Source organism: Mesorhizobium sp. M7A.F.Ca.US.006.01.1.1 (assembly GCF_003997935.1).
In the GTDB taxonomy this organism is placed as follows: Bacteria; Pseudomonadota; Alphaproteobacteria; order Rhizobiales; family Rhizobiaceae; genus Mesorhizobium.
Genome location: NZ_RZQL01000136.1, coordinates 1 through 19,327 on the forward strand (window position 1 = coordinate 1; position 19,327 = coordinate 19,327).

Genomic DNA, 19,327 nt, shown 5'->3' on the forward strand with positions numbered 1-19,327 from the left:
GCGATGGTTGTCGCCCGGTGCCAGTCGCCCGTCGCCGCCATCCAGCCAAGGAAAGTCACGAAGGCGGTGAGATGAACCACCGGAGCATAGAGCGCTGAAACGCGATCGGCGATCCGGCGATAATGCGCGCGACCGCCCTCAGCGGCTTCCATGAGCCGAACCATTTCCGCCAGAAACGAATCTTTCGCGGCGGCTGTCGCCTCAATCGTCAGCGGGCCGGTCAGGTTGAGGACTCCAGCCTGTACGGCTTCGCCTGGCGCTACGCTTCGGGGCGTGCTCTCGCCCGAGACAAGCGAACAGTCCAGGTCCGACGTCCCTCGAGAGACCTTGCCGTCGACGGGTATCCTTTCACCGGCTGCGATCAACAGCAGCATGCCGGGTTCGATCTCGCCAACCGGCAGATAGTCGCGTGCGCCGTCGCCGCGCAGCACCATGGCGCCACGTACGGCCAACTGGGACAGGCCTTTCACGGCGGTCCGGGCACGTTCGCGCATCACGTGATCCAACGTGCGGCCGATCAACAGGAAGAACAGCAGCGACACCGACGCATCGAAATAGGCGTGGTCGCCATGGTTGATCGTCTCGTAGAGGCTCATGGCGTAGGCGAGGGACACCCCGACCGCGATCGGCACGTCCATGTTCATGCGGCCGTGACGCAGCGCGTTCCAGGCCGAGCGGAAGAAGATGCCGCCCGCGAAGGCAAGTGCCGGGATCGCGATCAGCGCCGAGAGCCAATGAAACAGGTCCCGCGTTGCGCCTTCGGCGCCAGACCAGACCGACACTGAAAGCAGCATGATGTTGCCCGCCGCAAAGCCGGCGACAGCAACGGCGCGGATCAGCTCCGAAAGCGTTTTGTCCTTGTTGTCGACCTCGGGGTCGAACAGATGCGCCTCGTAGCCTAGCCGTCCCAGCGCGGCGACGAACGGTGGCACCTGGTTTCCACGCCAGCGGACCGCGACCCGCTTCGTCGACAGGTTGACCCGAGTGCTCTCCACTTGATCGAGCATTCCCAATGCCGTCTCGATCGCCTCGATGCAGGCCGCGCAATGAACCGTGGGGACTGAAAGATCGGTCTGGCGGAGATCATCGCCGAGCGATCGGCTCGCCAGCCTGATCTCCTGGCTGGACGGCAGGACCGATCCGGTGTTGACCAGATCAAGCGCCATTTCGGCGCCCGGTGCACAACAACTCATTGCAGCGCTCCATTGGAAATCATGATCCTGCGGACGTCGCGATACGGCTTTTCCAGACCGGCGTCGGCGTCGACTTCCACAATCCAGACGCCGTCCTTCGGCATGTGCTGGGCTGCGAATTCCTGGTCCGAGGCGGGCGCGAGGATGACCGACTTGTCCTCTTTCTCGTAGGCGGGATGGCGAAACAGCACCTTGACGCCATGCAAGGGAACCGGCTTGCCGGCGGCGTCGGTGAGGCCATAGCGAACTTCGCCCCATGCGATGGTCAGCCTGCCGGTCCAGCCAAGGGCTGCTTGCGCGCGACCCTCCTCGGCCTTCTTGTTGAATTGCTGGCTCGCCACATAGGTGTTCTCGACGACAAGGCCGGTCCAACTGGTGTTGGCGAGCGTGGCCATCGTCAGATTGACCGCGATGACCACGCCGAAGAAGGCAAGGATGGTGAACAGCATGTGCCTGCCGGTGAATTCGCGGGTTTTTTCAGCGTTAGCGGTCATCTGGCGATCTCCGGCGCGTTGAAGGTGGCGGTGTATTCGTCCGCCTCGAAGCTCGACTTGTCCTCGACACGGAACGTGAAGGTTTGCGCTGCGCCACGGATTTGGTCGGCCGGCTGGCGCACGAAGACCTTCAGCATTTTCAGGCGATCGGGCTCGACCGGGATGGCAAAGGAGCGGCCCGCCTTGATGTCGTCTCCGACCACGCTCATTTCGCCTCCTTGCAAGCCCTGCATGGTGACAACAATGATCCGCGGCTCGGGGATCATGTTGAGCAGTTTGACGGTGTAGCCGTTGCGGATGGAGCCGTCGGACAACGTTACGAATTGCGGATTGCGGTCGTGCAGCACATTGACTTGGAGCCTGTCGCGCGTCAGCAGCGAATAGAGCAGACCCAGGCCGATCAGCGACCACAGACCCATGTAGACGTAGGTGCGTGGCCGGAAGATCTTGCTGACATGGAAATGCGCCACCTTGTCGGAGAACAGGCCATCAGCGGTCCTGACCAGCGACGGGTTGACTGAACTGGAGCCGCCCGCGGTCGCCAGCATCATGTTGGCGTTGTAATCGGAGAGCGTTGCGTAGGAAATCAGTCCGCGTTCCCTGCCGAGCTTGCCCATGACGCCGTCGCAGGCGTCGATGCAAAGCGCGCAGGTGATGCATTCGAGCTGCTGGCCGTCGCGAATGTCGATCCCCATCGGGCAGACCGCGACACAGGCATTGCAGTCGACGCAGTCGCCGACCGACTGTCCCGCGGCTTGCACCTTCTTGGCATGACGCGAACGCGGTTCGCCGCGCCAGTCATTGTAGGTGACGGTGAGCGAACTTTCGTCGAGCATGGCCGCCTGGATGCGTGGCCATGGACACATGTAGGTGCAGACCTGTTCGCGCATCAGCCCGCCGAACGTATAGGTCGTGGCCGTCAGCACGGCGACGGTGATGTAGGCAACGGGTGCCGCGGTGCCGGTGAAGAGTTCGCCAACCAGCGTCGGCGCATCGGCAAAATAGAAGATCCAGGCGCCGCCCGTCGCCGCCCCTATGCCCAGCCAGATGGCGTGTTTCGATGCCCGCAGCGCAAGCTTGCGGGCGGTCCATGGGCCGGCATCGAGTTTCATGCGTGCGTTGCGATCACCCTCGATGGCGCGCTCGACGACCAGAAACAGATCGACCCATACAGTCTGCGGACATGTATAGCCGCACCAGGCGCGACCGATAGTCGACGTGATCAGGAAAAGACCGACGCCGGCCATGATCAGAAGGCCGGCCACATAGTAGAATTCCTGCGGCCAGATCTCGATGAAGAAGAAGTAGAAGCGCCGGTTGGCGAGATCGAGCAGCACGGCCTGGTCCGGGGCGAACGGGCCGCGGTCCCATCGCAACCACGGTGTCAGGTAGTAGATACCGAGTGTGATCGCCATCACCAGCCACTTGAACCGACGAAAGTTCCCTGTTGCCCGTTTCGGGAATATCTTCTTGCGCGCGGCATACATCGGCTGGCGCACCTTGGCGGAATTGACCGCTTCGGCTTCGAGCCGCTCTACCTGCGTATTGTCCAGCACATGCATCTCCACTCGCGCAGGCGACAATCTGCCCATGCCCAGGCTGCCAGCGTAGGCAAGTCTTGGCGCGGGGCGGGGGCAGGCGCGTTGATGCAAGTCAATTGCCGGTGCCGAATACAGGTCGAGGCCCGGCATGGCCGGGCCTCGTCGCTTGGCTGGCGAAGGGCCGGGAACAGGTCCCCGCTTCCTATTCCCCACCACCAAGCGAATGGATGTAGACGGCGAGCTCCTTGACCTTGGTCTCGCCCAGGCGTGCGCCCCAGGCTGGCATGACGCCCTGTTTTGGCGCACGGACCTGGGTGGCGATGGCTGTCTCACCGGATCCATAGAGCCAGATCGCATCGGTCAGATCGGGGGCGCCCAGCTCCTTGTTGCCCTTTGCATTGTCGCCATGACAGGCCACGCAATTCTCAGCAAAGACCTTGGCGCCGGGCTCGACGAGGCCGGCATGCTGGACCTTTCCCGACAGGCTGGCGACATAGGTGCCGACCTGAGCGATCTGGTCAGCGGTTATGATGTCGCCAAAGGCAGGCATTTCCGACAGGCGCGTGTCCGGATCGGACGCGAAGCGGATGCCGTGCGTAATCGTCTGCTGGATCTGCTCGGCCTTGCCGCCCCACAGCCAGTCGTCGTCGTTGAGATTGGGAAAGCCCTTGGAACCTTGGGCGCCGGAGCCATGGCATTGTACGCAATTGACCTTGAAGGCGGCACCACCGGCCGCGATTGCGAATTCGCGCAGGCCATCGTCCGCGGCGATCTCCGAGACGCTCTTGGACGCCACCGCCGAGATGTATTTGCCCTTGGCGGCTTCAGCCGCAGTCAGCTCGTTCCTGACTTCGTTGCGGCTGGAATAGCCGAGCAAACCCTTCGTCGCCGAGTGCAGCAGGGGCCATGCCGGATAGGCGATGGTGTAGCCGATGGCCCAGACAATGGTGATGTAAAACGTGATGACCCACCATCTGGGAAGCGGGTTGTTCAGTTCCCGGATGCCATCCCATTCGTGGCCGGTGGTCGAGACGCCGGAGATTTCATCGATATGCTCGTCGCTCATGATCACTCGTCCTCAAGGGGAATCCGGGCAGCTTCGTCGGCCAGCTTGCGGCTGCCGGGGCGGAGCGCGAAGGCAGTCGCGCCGACAAAGAAAAGCGCCATGGCGACCAGGCCCCAGCTGTCGGCAAACTCTCGCATCAAATTGTAATCCATGGGTAGAACTCCCTCAGCGATAGCCCGCGGCTTCGTCGTAGTTCTTGAAATCGACCAGCGTGCCGAGCATCTGGAGATAAGCGACAAGGGCATCCATTTCGGTGACCTGTTGCGGGTTGCCGTCGAAGTCGCCGATCTTGGCTTTGGGGTAGCGGGCTTCGAGGCCGGACGTGTCGGCGTTGGGATCGGCTTGCGCCATCAGGTCGGCATTGGCGCGGGCGATCATGTCATCGCTGTAGGGGACACCGACACGCCTGTTGGCAACCAGATGCGTCGAGAAGTCCTCCACCTCGATCGGCGTGTCTTTGAGGAACGCGTAGCTCGGCATGATCGATTCCGGCACCACCGAACGCGGATCCGTGAGATGCTCGACATGCCACAGATTCGAGTAGCGGTCGCCAACTCTGGCGAGGTCCGGCCCGGTACGCTTCGATCCCCACTGGAAAGGATGATCGTACATCGACTCGGCAGCCAGGCTGTAGTGACCGTAGCGCTCGACTTCGTCGCGGAACGGCCTGATCATCTGGCTGTGGCAGAGGTAGCAGCCCTCGCGCACATAGATGTTGCGCCCGACAAGTTCGAGCGGCGAATAGGGGCGCATGCCTTCCACCTTCTCGATCGTGTTGTCGAGATAGAAGAGCGGTGCGATCTCGACGATGCCGCCGACGGTCACCACAAGAAGAGAGCCAACGAGAAGAAGCGTGGCGTTCTTCTCGATGAGTGCGTGTCTGTCCATCAAGCCCATTGTCTGGCTCCTTATTCGGCAGGCTGAAGGGCGGGAACAGAGCCGGGCATCGGCTCCTCCTCGCGCTGGTATCCGAGGATGGTCATGGCGATGTTCCAGGCCATGATCAGGGCGCCGGAGAGATACATTGCCCCGCCAATGGCGCGCATGAGATAGTAGGGATGCATGGCGGCCACGGTTTCGGCGAAGGAATAGACCAGGAAACCCTGCTCGCCGTATTCACGCCACATCAGGCCCTGCATGACGCCGGAAACCCACATGACGGCGGCGTAGACGACGATCCCCAGGGTCGCCAGCCAGAAGTGCCAGGTGACGAGCCTCAGCGAGTAGAGCCGCTCACGGTTCCAGAGCTTCGGCACCATGAAGTAGATTGCGCCGAACGAGATCATGCCGACCCAGCCGAGCGCACCGGAGTGCACGTGGCCAATGGTCCAGTCGGTGTAATGCGACAGCGAGTTGACCGTCTTGATCGACATCATCGGACCTTCGAAGGTCGACATGCCGTAGAAGGCGATGGCCATCACCATCATACGGATGATGGGGTCTGTGCGCAGCTTGTCCCAGGCGCCGGACAGCGTCATCAGGCCGTTGATCATGCCACCCCATGACGGCATCCACAGCATGATCGAGAACACCATGCCGAGCGTCTGCGCCCAATCGGGCAGGGCGGTGTAGTGCAGGTGATGCGGCCCGGCCCAGATGTAGAGAAAGATGATCGCCCAGAAATGGATGATCGACAGCCGATAGGAATAGACCGGCCGGTTCGCCTGCTTGGGCACGAAGTAATACATCATGCCGAGGAAGCCGGCAGTGAGGAAGAAGCCGACGGCGTTGTGGCCATACCACCATTGCGTCAGGGCGTCCTGGACCCCGGAAAAGGCGGAGTAACTCTTTGAGCCCAGGAACGAGGCCGGCATCGACAGGTTGTTGATCACATGCAGCATCGCGATGGTCACGATGAAGGAGAGGTAAAACCAGTTGGCGACGTAGATGTGCGGTTCCTTGCGCTTGAAGATCGTGCCGAGGAACAAGATGAGATAGGCGACCCAGACGATGGTCAGCCAGATGTCCACGTACCATTCGGGTTCGGCGTATTCCCGGCTCTCGGTGATGCCGAGCAGATAGCCGGTCGCGGCCATGACAATGAAAAGCTGGTAACCCCAGAACACGAACCAGGCGAGATCGCCGCCGAACAGGCGCGCGCGACAGGTGCGTTGCACGACGTACAATGACGTGCAAAGCAATGCGTTGCCGCCGAATGCGAAGACCACTCCGGACGTATGCAGCGGCCGCAAACGGCCGAAGTTGAACCAGGGCTGGATGTTGAGATCGGGGTAGGCAAGCTGCAGCGCGATGACCACGCCGACAAGCATGCCGACGACACCCCAGAACATGGTGGCGATGGCGCCGTAGCGGATTGGACCATCCATGTAAGCGGATGGGTCAATCGGAGCGGCCACCTCGAAATTCGTGTTGCGGATGAGGATGGCGACAAAACCAAGCAACACAAAAAACAGCACCCACATATGCTGTCGAAAGGGCTGGTCCACGCCGAAGCCCGCGGCCACCAGGGCTGCAAATGTGAAAAGGCTCAAAACGAAGATTTGCGTGCCGAACTTCATGAGCTATCCCCGACCTCGGATTCCGATGCGCGGACGCCAATCCGCATAGACACCAATTCAGCAGTCGCGTTGTCGCCGCCTTGATCCATGTCAAAGCCCAGCCCCTTCTGAGTGGGCAGCGTGGTCTTGCACTCGGAGGCCGCCCTTGAGCCGGAAGAAGGGGCTGGGATCGTCGCTGTTCGAAGCAGGCGATGAAAATCCCGCACCGACTGATCGATCCAGCAGGGAAGTGGTCCAGCCGCGGTGATGAAGCGCGCGCACAGGGAAAAGCTGCAGCTCTGCGACGCCCTGGAAAGAATGGCGGGCGCCTTGCCCGGCGTCGATCGCCTGGAGTGTCTCGGCGCGGCCAACGCGATCGTTCCGCTGCTGCGCAACATTGATCAATACGAAGAGACGGTCATCTTTCCCGCCTACGAGGATGCCGTGGTCAGCAGCAATGCGAACCTTGCCTCAACCCGGCGATTGCGGGCCGAACATATGGAAGACGAATGCGTTGGCGGTGAGGTGACCGAAATTCTGCTGGCCATCGGTCATGGCGAGGCGGTCGAAAACCCCGAAGCCCTCGGGTTCATGTTGCGCGGCCTGTTCGAGAATCTGCGCCGGCACATCGTGTTTGAACGCGAGCATGTCCTGCCGATGATCGGGATCGTCGATCGAGACTAGAGTTGACGCAATTCCGGACGGAAAACTGTTTCAGCCTTTTCCTGGAATTACTCTAGGCTCCGGAGCGGCTCGCCAACCGGGCAAGGCTGTCCACAGTCACATGGCGGTTGTTGTCGATCCGGATCACGCCGTCTGTCCGCAGCCGGGTCAACTGGCGGCTCACCGTCTCGATTGTCAGGCCGAGGAAATCGGCGATGTCGGCACGTGTGAGAGGCAGTTCGAAGCTCGTCGGATTGGTGTTTGGATCGAGCGTGGGATCGATGTTTCTGGCAATCATCAGCAGAAAGCTCGCCACTTTTTCCGCAGCGGTCTTGCGTCCCAGCGTGACCATCCAGTCGCGTGCATCGTCGAGTTCGTTCAGCGTCTGCTTGAGCAGGCGGTGCTCGAGATCCGGCGACTCCCTCATCATCCTTTCGACGGAAGCCCTTGGAAACGAACACAGGGAGACGGCCGTTGCCGCTTCCGCGTGGATCACGCTTTCCACCTTGAACGGCCGTCCCAGAAAATCGGGGGCAAACTGAAGCGCGACAATCTGCTGGCGCCCGTCCGAAAGGCTCTTCGTCAGCTTCACGACGCCGGAAAGCACGTTGGAATAGCTGTCGACGGTTTCGGCGTCGCCCATCAGTTCTGACCCCGGTTCAACGGTGTGCTTTGACGAGGTCTTGGCGAGCCCGACCAATTGATCGGGATCAAGGGCACCGCAAATGCCGCGATGCCTTGCCTCGCAGGATTGGCAAAGCACGGGAATACCGGCACTATGAACATCCTGACGCACTGTCATCACGATCGTCCGAGGATCCAGGGTATCGGCAAGATAAGCATCGGCCATTGAAAAAGCCTTGTGGCAGTTTGTCCGGTGCAAAGGCTTTGACCGAAATCAAGGTATCGGCGTGCCGTTGCGGTCATTTTCCGGGCCATGCAACCACAGGAATGGCGAGATGCGACCGGAACTAGCTGCCAGACTTGGCGAGAACGTGCCGCGCTACACGAGCTATCCGACCGCGCCGCATTTCCATCCGGGGGTCGATGCCACTATCTGTCGAGGCTGGCTGGAGGCGCTGGAGAACGGCGACGAGATTTCACTCTATCTGCATATTCCCTACTGCGACAGACTCTGCTGGTTCTGTGCCTGCCACACCAAGCAAACACGTCACTATGAGCCGGTAACTGCCTATCTCCGCTCGTTGCACGCCGAGATCGCCACCGTTGCCCGTATTGTCGGCGGCAAGGCTGGCGTGCGCGCCGTCCACTTCGGTGGCGGCTCTCCGACGATGCTGAAGTCCGAGGACATGGTGGTGCTGGGGAAAGCATTGCGGTCCAGCTTCGATTTCCTTCCGGACGCCAAGATCAGCGTCGAAATCGATCCCAATGATATGGACGACGCCCGTCTTGATGCGCTGGCCGAGATCGGCATGACCCGGGCGAGCCTCGGCGTCCAGGACTTTGACCTGAAGGTACAAAAGGCAATTAACCGCGAGCAAAGCTTTTTGCAGACCAAAGCGGTCATCGATGGCGTTCGTTCGCGCGGCGTCGAATCGGTCAATCTGGACCTGCTCTACGGCTTGCCGCACCAGACCAGGGAGAGCGTCTCCTCAACCGTCGCGCAGGCACTGACCCTGGAACCGGATCGGATGGCGTTGTTTGGCTACGCGCATGTACCCTGGTTCAAGAAGCATCAGACGATGATCGACGAGGCATGGTTGCCTGGTCCGGCACAGCGCCTTGCTCAATCACAACTGGCCGCGTGTCTTATGCTGAACGCGGGGTATGAGCCCGTCGGCTTCGACCATTTCGCCAAGCCCAACGATGCGTTGGCTGTAGCGGCCCGAACCGGCTGCTTGCGCCGGAATTTCCAAGGCTATACCGAGGATCGCTGCGAAACCTTGATCGGCCTCGGCCCATCGTCCATCAGTCAATTTCGCCAAGGCTATGTGCAGAATATGCCATCGAACACGGAGTATGGACGCATGGTCTCAGACGGTGGGCTGGCGGCTGTCCGCGGCATCGCGCTTTCCGACGACGACCGCGTCCGCGGCTGGATCATCGAGAGGCTGATGTGTGATTTCGCCTTCTCAGCCATCGAGCTGGTGGAGCGTTTTGGCAAAGCCGGCCAGAGGCTTCTGCTGAAGGCAAGTGCCACGGCCCTTCATGATCCGGCGCGGTTGCTTGAACTTGATGGTGACCGCTTCGTCGTGCCGGCGGAAAGCCGGCCCTTTGTCAGAAGCATCGCAGCGAAGTTCGACAAATATCTTGAAACCGGCAAAGCCAGGCACTCGGTGGCGGTCTGAGCCGCTCAGAAATGCTCCCACGTCTGAATTGTAGACCGGTTCGCGCGTTCCCATGACGGTTCGATGGCCCCGTTGTTTGTTTTCATGCTGGCGCCCATCATCACCGCCATCGGGTTCTCGGTCGACTATACCAGGGCGGTCCAGACCCGGTCCAACGAGCAGCAGGCGCTGGATGCCGCGGTCCTATCGATCACCGGTATGGACACAACCTCAACGTTGGCGCAGCGCCAGACTATGCTGCAGGATACCTTCATCGCCAACCATGGCCTGGGTACCCCGACACTGAACAGCTTTGTGGTTTCCGCCAATGGCACCGCCACCGCGCAGGCCATGGCAAGTTACTCCATGCCCACCGTGTTCATGCAGATCGCCAGGATCAACACGGTGCCGGTCGCCGTTGGGTCGGCGGCGAGCAAGACGCCGGCCCTGGTGCAGACTACCTTCAAGGTTTCCAAGGTGTCGGGCTGGTGGAACAAGACGATGACGCTCTACGGCACGACATTTGGAGCGACGGTGGCCAAGCCGCTGATGTCGATCGAGTATACCTATAACGGCTTCGGTGATCCGAAAGGCTACGGCACAACGAATGTGTACACAATCACCAACAACGGCGGGGCCGACATCAAGACGCTTGTCCAGTCGCAAGTTTGCACCACCGCCAGCGTGAGCACCTTCACGGGTCTGACTGCAGACGCGATACTCCAGACCAGCGGCACCAAGAAATATTCAACCACTTGCCTCAACACCATGTACCCAGCCAACAGCGCCGGCGCGTCGATCGACGTCAGCCAGATGGCTGGCCTCTCACTGCAGATGTACGTGCCATCGGGCAACCCGAAGTACCTAAAGTCGGATGATCCGACCACCTCCAACCGACTCTACAGCGGCGTGGACGCGAACAACCTGACCGAGACCCCGACTGGGCAGAAGGTCGACATCTTCACCATCGTGCCTTGTGGTGTAACCAGCTATCAAGCCTGGGAGGACGGCGGCACAACCGTGCCGACGCCGTCTTCAAATGCCGACTTCTTCTACAGCGTCACCGGCAAGTGCGACTTCAACAAGCGCCCCTCGATAACGGCCCTGACACAGTAGGAGGTGCATCTCTGTGCCCTTTCCTTGTCCCTTCCTCCCTGTGAAAAAGCGGCCGAGCGAGGCTCGGTCAGATGGGAGGTGATCCAGCCGCTCTGAGGGCTGCTCGTACATTACCGGTTTCAGCCAAAACTGGCGGCCCGCAGCACTCGCGCGCAGGGCGACAAAAAACACCGGAGGTTTCGCCTGATGGCCTTCCTGTTGCTGTTTTGGGGAAACACCCCTTTGCCGGCCGCTACGCGGGAACCGGCGACATGCCGATTTCTAAGGCGATGGAGGAGTACCGCTTTCCGTACGGGGCGAACGCCGCCGCGGCAGTTTGCGATTGTTCACCACCACCAGCAGATCGAAATCCGAACGATAGCCCTTCCTGGTATGCGGCTCGTCGACCCAGTCGCCACGCGCATAGGACCCAAAAGTATGATCTTGAGGCTGCGCCCACGCCTTTTGAAGTCGGCCGTCCCGCCCTTGAGGGCATCCTCAAACTCCTCGAGAAGGAGTTTGACCGTCTTTCTCAGCTCGCGCTGTTTTGGTGGCGGGAGGTTGTCGATGCTGGATTTCATAAACAAAGGTCGGTCGACCATTGCGTACATAGCCGAGACAAGCCTCGAATCTACAGACTGACGCGTTTGCCCGCGTGAAGCAACGTGGTCAGTTCCCACGCATTCGATGCTGTCGTTCCCAAGTACCTGCTCGTGCGGATCGTATGGAGATCCAAACACAATATTCCGCTCGGTGGCAAAAGTAATGCGCGACGCCACGTGGTCCGAAGAATGACTACAAATGTCGGACAAAGGGGGCGAAGTCTGGAGCAGCCAGCACCGTCTGAATCGGACGGCATTTCAAGTCTCAACTCGGGCTATCAAGTTCTATCCATGCAGGCGCATGATCGCTCGGCTTCTCCCATCCTCGCGTCTCTGCATCCACCCCCGCATTGCGAAGCCGGGACGACAACGAGGGACTGACCAGCAGATGGTCCATTCGCAGGCCAGAACTCCTGTCGTAACCGCCCCCATAGGAGTGATTCCAATAAGTGTAGACACCCTTGTCCGGATGGATGCGCCTGAGCGCATCGGTCCAGCCGTCCTCAAGCATATCGGCATAGGATTGGCGACTCTCGGGAAAGTAAACCGCATCGCCAATCCATCGTCGCGGCACCACGGCATCAATCGGAGTTGGGACGACATTATAGTCGCCGCACAGCACGGTCGGCGCGCCCTCTTGGAGAAGAGCTCGGCCGTAGCGCATCAGACGGTCGAACCAGCGCAGCTTGTAGTCAAACTTGTGACCAGGCGCGGGATTTCCGTTTGGCAGGTAAAGACAGCCGACAACTAGCCCGCCGATCTCCGCCTCGATATAGCGGCTATGGCTGTCGTCAGGGTCGCCGGGAAGCCCGCGTCGGCGCTCGATCGGGTCTACTCCGCGAGCCAGGATAGCGACGCCGTTGTAGGATTTCTGGCCGTGCCAGATCGCGCGGTATCCCGTCTCGCGGATCGCCCCAATTGGAAACTTCTCGTCAGACGTTTTCAGTTCCTGCAGGCAGACGATGTCGTAATTCGTAGTCGTCAGCCACCTAAGGAGCACGGGCAGCCGGCCATTAACGCCGTTCACATTGAAGGTGGCTAAGCGGATCATTTGCGCACGCGAACGGTGGTCTATTCTTTCAGCTTGTCCTCAATCTTCTTGCGGCTGTTGCCCACCGATTTCACGTCAGCCTTCCTCGCGCCGGTCTTGCCCGCCTCGTATTTCACTTCATTATCCTGCCCGCCAGCAACCTTCGCGCGGTCCTCATTGTGTCCACGGGTTGTTCCAGTACTGGCCATTTCGTCCTCCAAAGGATTGCCATTCCAGACCCGATAACGCCGCCAGACTCTTCCGGTTCAATCTGTCGACTACCGCTTTGAACCGAATTCCACGCACACGATTGAATCGAGCCATGAATTCGAGTTCGACAAGTTGATGGGTATCGCGCTCAGGTCGCGATTCCGGCCCATGTTGCATGTCGCGCGGCCTGACCAGTCCTGCCAGAGCTCACGATGGCGGACTCGGCGCCGAAAAGCGCCGCGAGCCGAGATGCCATATCATAACGCCAATGTGCGTGTGAGCCCGCGAGCAAGGAAACGACCGACATGTCTTTGACCGGACACGGTCATCGAGCGCAGGCTAAGCCGGTCCGTCGCCTACCGGCCTAAGCGCTCTTCACTTGGCCCGCTGTTGAACGTGCAGCAGATCACGCAGGCGGATCGGCAATCTGGGCGAAGCGCGCAATTCGACACAACTCGCCTCCCAGTGTCCGAGGTACTCGGCGATCGGCATGCTGGTGCGGCCAGGCCAGCGGTTGAGTGCCCCCAAAGCCTCTACGCAGTCCGGCGCGCGGCCGTATTCGGCGAGGATGGTCAGCGACATTGCCTGGGCGAACGGATTAAGAGCGGGCATTTCGATCTCGCCGCGGTGGTCGGCGAACCACGCAGCGGCGTCGCGCGTGAGCCCCTGGCTTTCAGCGAGCGCTGCATAACGATCGATGATGTCCTGGCGGTACCGGGCGATGATATCGCCGAAGGCATTGTCGCCGGCGAAGGGCGGCGCCTCCTTCCAGCTTTTCGCCAGACGTGCGAGCCCACGCAGCGAGTGGGCCTCCACCATGGTCTCCTCGATCCATTGGCAAGGCGGCGCCGGCCTGGCGTCCGGTTGCCAGCTGTTGCAGAGCACATGGCCGAGTTCGTGCCCGAACTGGTAGGCGAGCTTCGACCAGTCACGCTCGCCGATATCGACGATGATCCAGGCCATACTGCTGCCGTCCGGATGCAGCCAGATTGCCGGCGTGCCGGAAGTGTGCTCGTCGACACGCAGGCGCGTCGGCTGGCGGTCGGACAGCAGGCGGACGCCGTCGAGGCATGCATGCCGCATGCGTTCGACGACCTGATCAGCGGCTCCCTCAAGCATGTGGCCCCAGTCGCCGGCAAGCTCGATGGGGGCGGTTAGGAGGTTTGGTTGCGAGCTAGCTGAGGAAGGTGGGGAAGACATGACCCCGTAGCCTGTGCTCCAACCGCCCGAGGGTGTCAACGCCACTGGTGTGAGGCTGCCGGCCACTGAACCTGCAAGCAAATTTAGGAGATCTCGTCGCAGCAACTTCGAAACTCGACCATGTTGCCCTGCAAGGAGAAAAATAGGAAGTCCAGCTTGTTCTGCCATCGGCCGAGGTCTAAGCGTAGACCCCTTGAGAGTTGAACTACTCGGAAGCGGCTAGGGGACTCGAGGGTGGGCGAGGCGATCTTTTCCAAAACGTATGTTGGCGATGCTTTATCAAGCTGGCAGGTCGTCCACGAAATGTCGAGTCATATCGTTGGCGGAGCTTTGGTCGTTCGCGACAGTGACCGCCGTGACTGGCATCTTCTAGGACTTCACGATTCAGCTTTTCTGTTTCGAATGGTTCGGATGAGGTGCGTCCTCAGATTCTTCCCCACGACCACCACAAACTTCTATATCCATCACTATGGTTCTTTGGATGTTGCCGAAATTGCACTCGACGGCACCATAATAAACAGGGGTATCAGTCACACGATTTCGATCAACGCTCATCCAGATGACACGATCGAGATCGATGTGAGCTTTTTGAGTTGCCACGGGTCTCTCTCAATAGGCTGCTCCGACAATGGTCGTCCCGTCTACGCCGGCACTGGACTCGAACAGTTTGCACTCTTGAGCGTTCTGGTTGAAACGTTTGATGCATACCCGGAGTTGTCTCGCACGCCGGCAGAGGAGCGGATCACCCTCGTCGATGTTGGCGGCCAAGGAGGGCTACAGCTCAAGTGGATGCTGCGAGCCGATCATATTACGCCCGTCGTGTTCGAACCCTTGTCGTCGGAAGCGACGGTGATACGACAAACCCTCGATCGAATTCCGGGCGCGCAAGTGGTGGAAAAGGCGCTGGCAAACACTTCTGGCCCCCAAAAGCTGTATATTACTGCCGGATCATACTGCTCGTCTTTGCGAGAGCCAAACTTTGAGATCCTGCAGAACTACTCAGTAGCCCGTGTCTTCAACGTTGTCAGCATGCAAGAGGTCGAATGTGTTCGATATGACGAATTGTTCCGCGCAAGCGCGGTTCCGTCACCGGATGTTATAAAAATAGACGTCCAAGGTCTTGAATACGAAGTTCTGCTTGGTTTCGGCCACCTTCTGGAATCCTGTTTGGCTATCGAGCTGGAAACGCATGTTGTTCCGATATATCGAGGACAAAAGCTGATTGGTGACATAGTCAACATTCTGGGCGATTTCGGTTTCGCCCTACGCCAGCTTAATCAAGTACCGCACTTCGATGGCGATGCAGTCGAGTTTGATGCCCTTTTTACGAAGAGGCGCGACAAGGTTGCAACTCTTTCTGATCTAGAAAAGCGAAAATTTGCTGTAATCATTCAGGCGTTAGGAATTCTTCCGTACCCGTGAGGCCATGAATAGAACGACCGTTCGCCAGCGATCGAGGTAGAGTCCTTCAAAGCTCACCCCTGATCCGTCGCCACTCGATCTGAAGGTTGCTCATCGTCTAGAATAACGAGTGGCGGCATGCAAAGAAAAGCTTGCATCGAGCCGTATGCCGCACACATCGCGCAGTCAATGCCCGTGTCGTCAAGGACGACGCCAGTTCCAGGAAACGGGATAAGTCTGCTGCGGAGCGGCAGACACTTTTCCAGAAGTATCCGCGCACCCCTTGGTGTGATTGTGTATGCCTGAAGCCCAAACGAATGCTCTACCTTGATAAGGAATCTGGAGAATTTATCGGACTGGAACAAGGCAGTTCTATTAGTATATTGACGATCGTAGAATTCCATTTTGGCTTTTGAGAAACCAAGGTCCAGCCAGAGAAAGGATGGGTCAAAAATATAGCCCCACTGTATGATATCCCAATCTGCCCGTGCTTGAGATATAATACTGGTGGATTCCTCCGTGAATCGAAACGATGACCGAATATCGTCTTCGAAAATAGTTATTGTCTTGTTTTCTGAAGCCGACAGCTGCCACAAGCTGATATGGGATAGAGCGCACCCCAACGTGCCCGGGGGATACGGACAATCACTGGTAATCAGACCTTCATTGATGAGCGCCTCCCTGTCGAGAGAAGTGCCGTCAACGGCTGATACGCGAACGGTATTGTGCAATAAATGCCAGTTGTTACTTTGGTACCTGCTCCAGCGCTCGACGCTGCGGTCTAGGTTTATCAGGTGAATTTTCGGGGAACCCCTCGGCTCGACAGGCCGGGCTGGCATCGTTCCGGAGACAGAGGGCGTGGCGGCAGTGAATGCGGAGGTATCGCCCGCACCATGCAACAGCGCTCGAGCGCGCTCGATGCCATCACTCACATGGTATTGGCCATCGCCAAAGGTGATGTAGCCATAGACTTGTCGGTTATCCATATACTGGACGATGCCGGCCTTCCTGGCGCTGTCGGCAAAGACAACGTACTCGTACCGCGATGTGCCGTCCTCGTATGTCAGTTCGGTCAGCACGTCAGCCCGGACAAGATATGTGCAATGCACGAGCGGCACCTCGATGGCGCCGCGCACGTGGCGGTTGAGCACCCAACCATACTGATCGCACTGCAGATAATACCCGTTGGCATCGATCTCGGCATGAAAGTTCGAATAATATTGGCCCGGCGAGATAGAGCGAAGCAGAGGCGCGACGATTGGCAAATCAAGCGCGACAAGTTCTCGCAGCGTGGCCGATCGCACGAAATTGTCGACGTCGGCCACGAAATAGAAATCGCAGCCGTGCTCGAGCGTTTTCCGCAGACTTATGTTGCGGATTCGGCCAAGCACCCTGAAGCGCGTCTCATTCCATTCGTGCTCGCCAAACTGCTCAACACGATCGACGACGTCCGAGGCGTCGATTTCGACCGCCGCATAGAGGTGACCCACGCGCTCTACCCATTCGCGCAGTATATGCTCGGTCCTGTCGGTATTGTTGTTTGTCCTGATGTATAGGACGATCGATGCCTTCGGGTAGTCGAGCGCCTCGATGCACTCGAGGTAAAGCGGCAGTGCCGGTTCCTTCTGCTTTGCCAGGATTGCAATCAGGATGCGCGGTGAACCCTTCAGGCGCGACCGCAGCGAACGCTGCCGGATAAGCTTGTGCTGATCGATCAAGCTCTCTGTCCCGAACGCCCCGAGATTCGACGGTTCATGCACCGGAAGCTTGTCAGTGGCGAAACGCGCGTTGGCCACCACGCGCTTCGCCATTTCCGCCGGCAATTTTTCGCTGGCGAGCAATTTCAGACAGGCGTCGAGTGAATCCCGGTAAGCGCCTGTCCAGTAGGCATTGACGGCAAATTCGTCGAGCAATCCGTAATCGTAGACCCAAGGCTGTATGAAAAGTCCGGGGGGTTGCGCAAGGTCGAGCCCTCGACGCGCAAATTCCGCTCCCTCCGCGTTCCGGCCCTGGGTGCGGCAATAGAGGCTCGCGGCGTGAAGAGCTTCAGCGCGGGCGGGAACGGCCTGCGTCGCACGCTCAAAGATTGCAACGACCTCGTCGAATGGCCGTCCCAGCGCTGCCATGAGATTGCCCGCTTCGAGCAGGCTGACATAGATTTCCTCGTCCCAGAAGCCCAGCTCGGCGCGCTTCAGATAGTTTGCCAGCGATTTTTCACGTTCTCCGGAATCCCTATAGCTCTGCGCCAGATAAAAGGTGTATCGCGAAATAAGGAACGGGTCGGTCTCCGTAGCAAGCGCGTTTTCAAGAACCGCCGCGTCGTCCTGGTACTTTCGCGGGTTTTGACTGCGTGCTCCGCCACGCCCCGTCGCCACGCGAAAACCCTTGGCGGTCTCGCGTGTGAGATGGCCGGGAGGGGCCTCGAGATATTCGTGCAGCACGCCCTTGAAGGAGAAGGGAAGCCGGTTGCGGCAAATCTGCGGGCGATAAAACGAAATGCCCCCATGGGACACCTCGACGTCGTAGAGATCGTGTTCCATGTTCGACTTGAACGCGATCGGATCGAAGTCAGCGTCTTGGACCACGACGTCGTCGGCGTCGATGATCATGGCGTAGTCGACCGTCTCGACTTCACGCAGGCGGTCAAGGGCAAAGGTACGGTTGTACGCAAAGTCCCGCCAAGGCTCGTCGATGACTGTGCCTTTGACATTGTGAAGGGTCAGGAAGGTACGGATGACGTCCTGCGTGCCGTCCTCGGAACCCGTGTCGATGACGAGCACGTAGTCAACGAGAGGAAGGGCGCTGGCGAGGCATTGCAAGATGACCTTTGCCTCGTTCTTGACGATCATGCACAGGCCGATGGTGCTCATGCTAATCCTTGGCGGAGCGACGTTCGTTACACGCTGCTGGAAATTGTTGAAGGGAATTCCTGCGCCTTTGTCCGGCTTTATATCTCATGCATCACCCCGCCGCCTTGGCCATTTGCATGACCTTTGTTGCAAAGAACGATTGCCCCTTCACAGCCAAGTGCTGCCTCAACCCGTCCATTGTTTAGCCAGCGCTTTCCGTCGCAGCAAGGGTCTTGCGGTCGCTCGGGACCAGAGGGTTAAGAACAGAATTTCCCGTCGACCCAATCGCGGAGGCGCAAATTCCGCCGCGACATCGAGGGTTCGACGCGAACCAGAGGGCACCCTTAAGCCTCGGATTTTTCGATGCGTTCGGCCCATGCGCGCCATTTGATGTCGACCGAAAGTAGTTACTCATGGTCCACAATTAATAAATTGTTAACTTGGTTATTTACAAGTTGCTAATTTTAGATTTTACTAATGTCTTGTGTTGAGAGGGTTCCCGCGAACCGGGCAGAGGGCCTGTTGGGCTGCGTCTGCGAAGCCAGGAGAGTGTCTGGAGCAAGTCACTTCGTGCGTGAGGGCGTGGCAAGTGTGTGGTGACGTGCAAGAGAAGACGTTGTACGGCCTTGAACTCAAGGCCGGCGTTTTCCCAAATCTGATGTTCCCCCCGCAAGCAGTTGGTTCCCTCGTTAGTCGTCGTCGAGAAATCGGCGACACGCGTGACGGGAGTGACCATGGTTGGGGTGATACCGTGTACGAGTCGATGGGGCCGTGACGCAGGCTTAGGCGTAGAACAACGCCTGAATTACCCGCAGTTGGCCAACAGCACGGATTACCCAGCGATTGATGGGTATTCCTCGGTGTCCTTTGGACGCCTCACTCACCTGGGCGAAGACAACTGGGGCGCCATCCGATCGAGCGGCACGCAGAGGCTGCCAAGCCTTGCGCACCCGTCTCTTAGACCTGCCCGCAATGCGGCAATGCGCGCGACCGGCCTCACCGGGCGCCCGCGCTCTGCAGCCATTGAACCAGCGATTGAAATCTAAGGTACGACCAAGAGAAGCTGCGGCCCGGCCGCCGGCGACCAAGGAGAAGATGATGAGCTTCACGGCAGGATTTGCGGCTATGGAAGTCACCGTTCGAGGCATTTTGCCGATCGGCGACACGATTGAAAATGTAAATTATTTCATTCTGGAC

Annotated in this window: 16 protein-coding genes and 1 pseudogene; 4 read left to right on the forward strand and 13 right to left on the reverse strand. The window is 59.2% G+C overall.

Annotation, left to right across the window (positions count from 1 at the left end; translation table 11 throughout):
• From EN943_RS22410 to ccoN, 7 genes are all read right to left on the reverse strand, one after another.
• Nucleotides 1-1,193 (reverse strand): heavy metal translocating P-type ATPase (locus EN943_RS22410; RefSeq protein WP_164778317.1); only part of this gene is annotated, 1,193 nt, incomplete at its 3' end.
• Nucleotides 1,190-1,687: a FixH family protein gene (locus tag EN943_RS22415; protein WP_013524997.1), complete on the reverse strand. Its 498-nt coding sequence runs from the start codon at nt 1,685-1,687 to the stop codon at nt 1,190-1,192. The genes EN943_RS22415 and EN943_RS22410, both read right to left, overlap by 4 nt.
• A complete protein-coding gene (gene ccoG, locus EN943_RS22420) occupies nt 1,684-3,243 on the reverse strand; it encodes a cytochrome c oxidase accessory protein CcoG (protein WP_164778318.1) in 1,560 nt (519 codons plus the stop codon). Before ccoG ends, EN943_RS22415 begins: the two co-directional genes overlap by 4 nt.
• 187 nt (nt 3,244-3,430) lie before the next feature.
• Complete coding sequence (gene ccoP, locus EN943_RS22425; RefSeq protein WP_013524999.1) at nt 3,431-4,294, reverse strand: cytochrome-c oxidase, cbb3-type subunit III; 864 nt, start codon at nt 4,292-4,294, stop codon at nt 3,431-3,433.
• Between the two features lie 2 nt (nt 4,295-4,296).
• The gene (locus tag EN943_RS22430; protein ID WP_013525000.1) at nt 4,297-4,446 is read right to left on the reverse strand and encodes a CcoQ/FixQ family Cbb3-type cytochrome c oxidase assembly chaperone; all 150 of its coding nucleotides are present in this window, start codon (nt 4,444-4,446) and stop codon (nt 4,297-4,299) included.
• A gap of 13 nt (nt 4,447-4,459) precedes the next feature.
• Nucleotides 4,460-5,191 (reverse strand): cytochrome-c oxidase, cbb3-type subunit II, encoded by a 732-nt coding sequence (ccoO, locus tag EN943_RS22435; RefSeq protein WP_013525001.1) that lies wholly within the window; start codon nt 5,189-5,191, stop codon nt 4,460-4,462.
• A gap of 11 nt (nt 5,192-5,202) precedes the next feature.
• Complete coding sequence (ccoN, locus tag EN943_RS22440; protein WP_127414685.1) at nt 5,203-6,813, reverse strand: cytochrome-c oxidase, cbb3-type subunit I; 1,611 nt, start codon at nt 6,811-6,813, stop codon at nt 5,203-5,205.
• 246 nt (nt 6,814-7,059) lie between these two features.
• Here ccoN and EN943_RS22445 point away from each other — a divergent pair, with 246 nt between their 5' ends.
• Nucleotides 7,060-7,476: a hemerythrin domain-containing protein gene (locus EN943_RS22445; RefSeq protein ID WP_013525003.1), complete on the forward strand. Its 417-nt coding sequence runs from the start codon at nt 7,060-7,062 to the stop codon at nt 7,474-7,476.
• A 52-nt stretch (nt 7,477-7,528) separates the two neighbouring features.
• On the opposite strand, the gene EN943_RS22450 is transcribed toward EN943_RS22445, so the two are convergent.
• Nucleotides 7,529-8,257, reverse strand: a complete 729-nt coding sequence (locus EN943_RS22450; RefSeq protein ID WP_164778319.1) for a Crp/Fnr family transcriptional regulator — start codon at nt 8,255-8,257, stop codon at nt 7,529-7,531.
• A 157-nt stretch (nt 8,258-8,414) separates the two neighbouring features.
• Between EN943_RS22450 and hemN the strand changes: the two genes are divergently transcribed.
• Together hemN and EN943_RS22460 are read left to right on the forward strand one after the other, a co-directional pair.
• A complete protein-coding gene (gene hemN / locus EN943_RS22455) occupies nt 8,415-9,764 on the forward strand; it encodes an oxygen-independent coproporphyrinogen III oxidase (RefSeq protein ID WP_127414688.1) in 1,350 nt (449 codons plus the stop codon).
• A gap of 63 nt (nt 9,765-9,827) precedes the next feature.
• Nucleotides 9,828-10,859 (forward strand): Tad domain-containing protein, encoded by a 1,032-nt coding sequence (locus EN943_RS22460; RefSeq protein WP_082826814.1) that lies wholly within the window; start codon nt 9,828-9,830, stop codon nt 10,857-10,859.
• 312 nt (nt 10,860-11,171) lie between these two features.
• Here the strand turns inward: EN943_RS22460 and EN943_RS38400 are convergent.
• The 4 genes and pseudogenes from EN943_RS38400 to EN943_RS22480 all read right to left on the reverse strand — a co-directional run.
• Nucleotides 11,172-11,419 (reverse strand): annotated as a pseudogene (locus tag EN943_RS38400) (nucleotidyltransferase domain-containing protein); the annotation flags it as partial.
• 286 nt (nt 11,420-11,705) lie between these two features.
• Complete coding sequence (gene xth / locus EN943_RS22470) at nt 11,706-12,491, reverse strand: exodeoxyribonuclease III (protein WP_024505822.1); 786 nt, start codon at nt 12,489-12,491, stop codon at nt 11,706-11,708.
• 20 nt (nt 12,492-12,511) lie between these two features.
• Complete coding sequence (locus tag EN943_RS22475) at nt 12,512-12,679, reverse strand: DUF3606 domain-containing protein (RefSeq protein WP_081714477.1); 168 nt, start codon at nt 12,677-12,679, stop codon at nt 12,512-12,514.
• A gap of 376 nt (nt 12,680-13,055) precedes the next feature.
• Nucleotides 13,056-13,799 (reverse strand): hypothetical protein, encoded by a 744-nt coding sequence (locus EN943_RS22480; RefSeq protein ID WP_245475930.1) that lies wholly within the window; start codon nt 13,797-13,799, stop codon nt 13,056-13,058.
• Nucleotides 13,800-14,114: 315 nt separating this feature from the next.
• Here EN943_RS22480 and EN943_RS22485 point away from each other — a divergent pair, with 315 nt between their 5' ends.
• Nucleotides 14,115-15,302 (forward strand): FkbM family methyltransferase, encoded by a 1,188-nt coding sequence (locus tag EN943_RS22485; protein WP_024505823.1) that lies wholly within the window; start codon nt 14,115-14,117, stop codon nt 15,300-15,302.
• Nucleotides 15,303-15,355: 53 nt separating this feature from the next.
• Here EN943_RS22485 and EN943_RS22490 read toward each other — a convergent pair whose 3' ends face one another.
• Nucleotides 15,356-18,151: a glycosyltransferase family 25 protein gene (locus EN943_RS22490; RefSeq protein ID WP_127414687.1), complete on the reverse strand. Its 2,796-nt coding sequence runs from the start codon at nt 18,149-18,151 to the stop codon at nt 15,356-15,358.
• Between the last annotated feature and the right edge of the window lie 1,176 nt (nt 18,152-19,327).

Coding starts and splice junctions, on each gene's coding strand:
- EN943_RS22415 (WP_013524997.1), bottom strand. CDS start 1,687: ATGACCGCTAACGCTGAAAAAACCCGCGAATTCACCGGCAGGCACATG.
- ccoP (WP_013524999.1), bottom strand. CDS start 4,294: ATGAGCGACGAGCATATCGATGAAATCTCCGGCGTCTCGACCACCGGC.
- EN943_RS22430 (WP_013525000.1), bottom strand. CDS start 4,446: ATGGATTACAATTTGATGCGAGAGTTTGCCGACAGCTGGGGCCTGGTC.
- ccoO (WP_013525001.1), bottom strand. CDS start 5,191: ATGGGCTTGATGGACAGACACGCACTCATCGAGAAGAACGCCACGCTT.
- ccoN (WP_127414685.1), bottom strand. CDS start 6,813: ATGAAGTTCGGCACGCAAATCTTCGTTTTGAGCCTTTTCACATTTGCA.
- EN943_RS22445 (WP_013525003.1), top strand. CDS start 7,060: ATGAAGCGCGCGCACAGGGAAAAGCTGCAGCTCTGCGACGCCCTGGAA.
- EN943_RS22450 (WP_164778319.1), bottom strand. CDS start 8,257: ATGACAGTGCGTCAGGATGTTCATAGTGCCGGTATTCCCGTGCTTTGC.
- hemN (WP_127414688.1), top strand. CDS start 8,415: ATGCGACCGGAACTAGCTGCCAGACTTGGCGAGAACGTGCCGCGCTAC.
- EN943_RS22460 (WP_082826814.1), top strand. CDS start 9,828: ATGGCCCCGTTGTTTGTTTTCATGCTGGCGCCCATCATCACCGCCATC.
- xth (WP_024505822.1), bottom strand. CDS start 12,491: ATGATCCGCTTAGCCACCTTCAATGTGAACGGCGTTAATGGCCGGCTG.
- EN943_RS22475 (WP_081714477.1), bottom strand. CDS start 12,679: ATGGCCAGTACTGGAACAACCCGTGGACACAATGAGGACCGCGCGAAG.
- EN943_RS22480 (WP_245475930.1), bottom strand. CDS start 13,799: ATGCTTGAGGGAGCCGCTGATCAGGTCGTCGAACGCATGCGGCATGCA.
- EN943_RS22490 (WP_127414687.1), bottom strand. CDS start 18,151: ATGAGCACCATCGGCCTGTGCATGATCGTCAAGAACGAGGCAAAGGTC.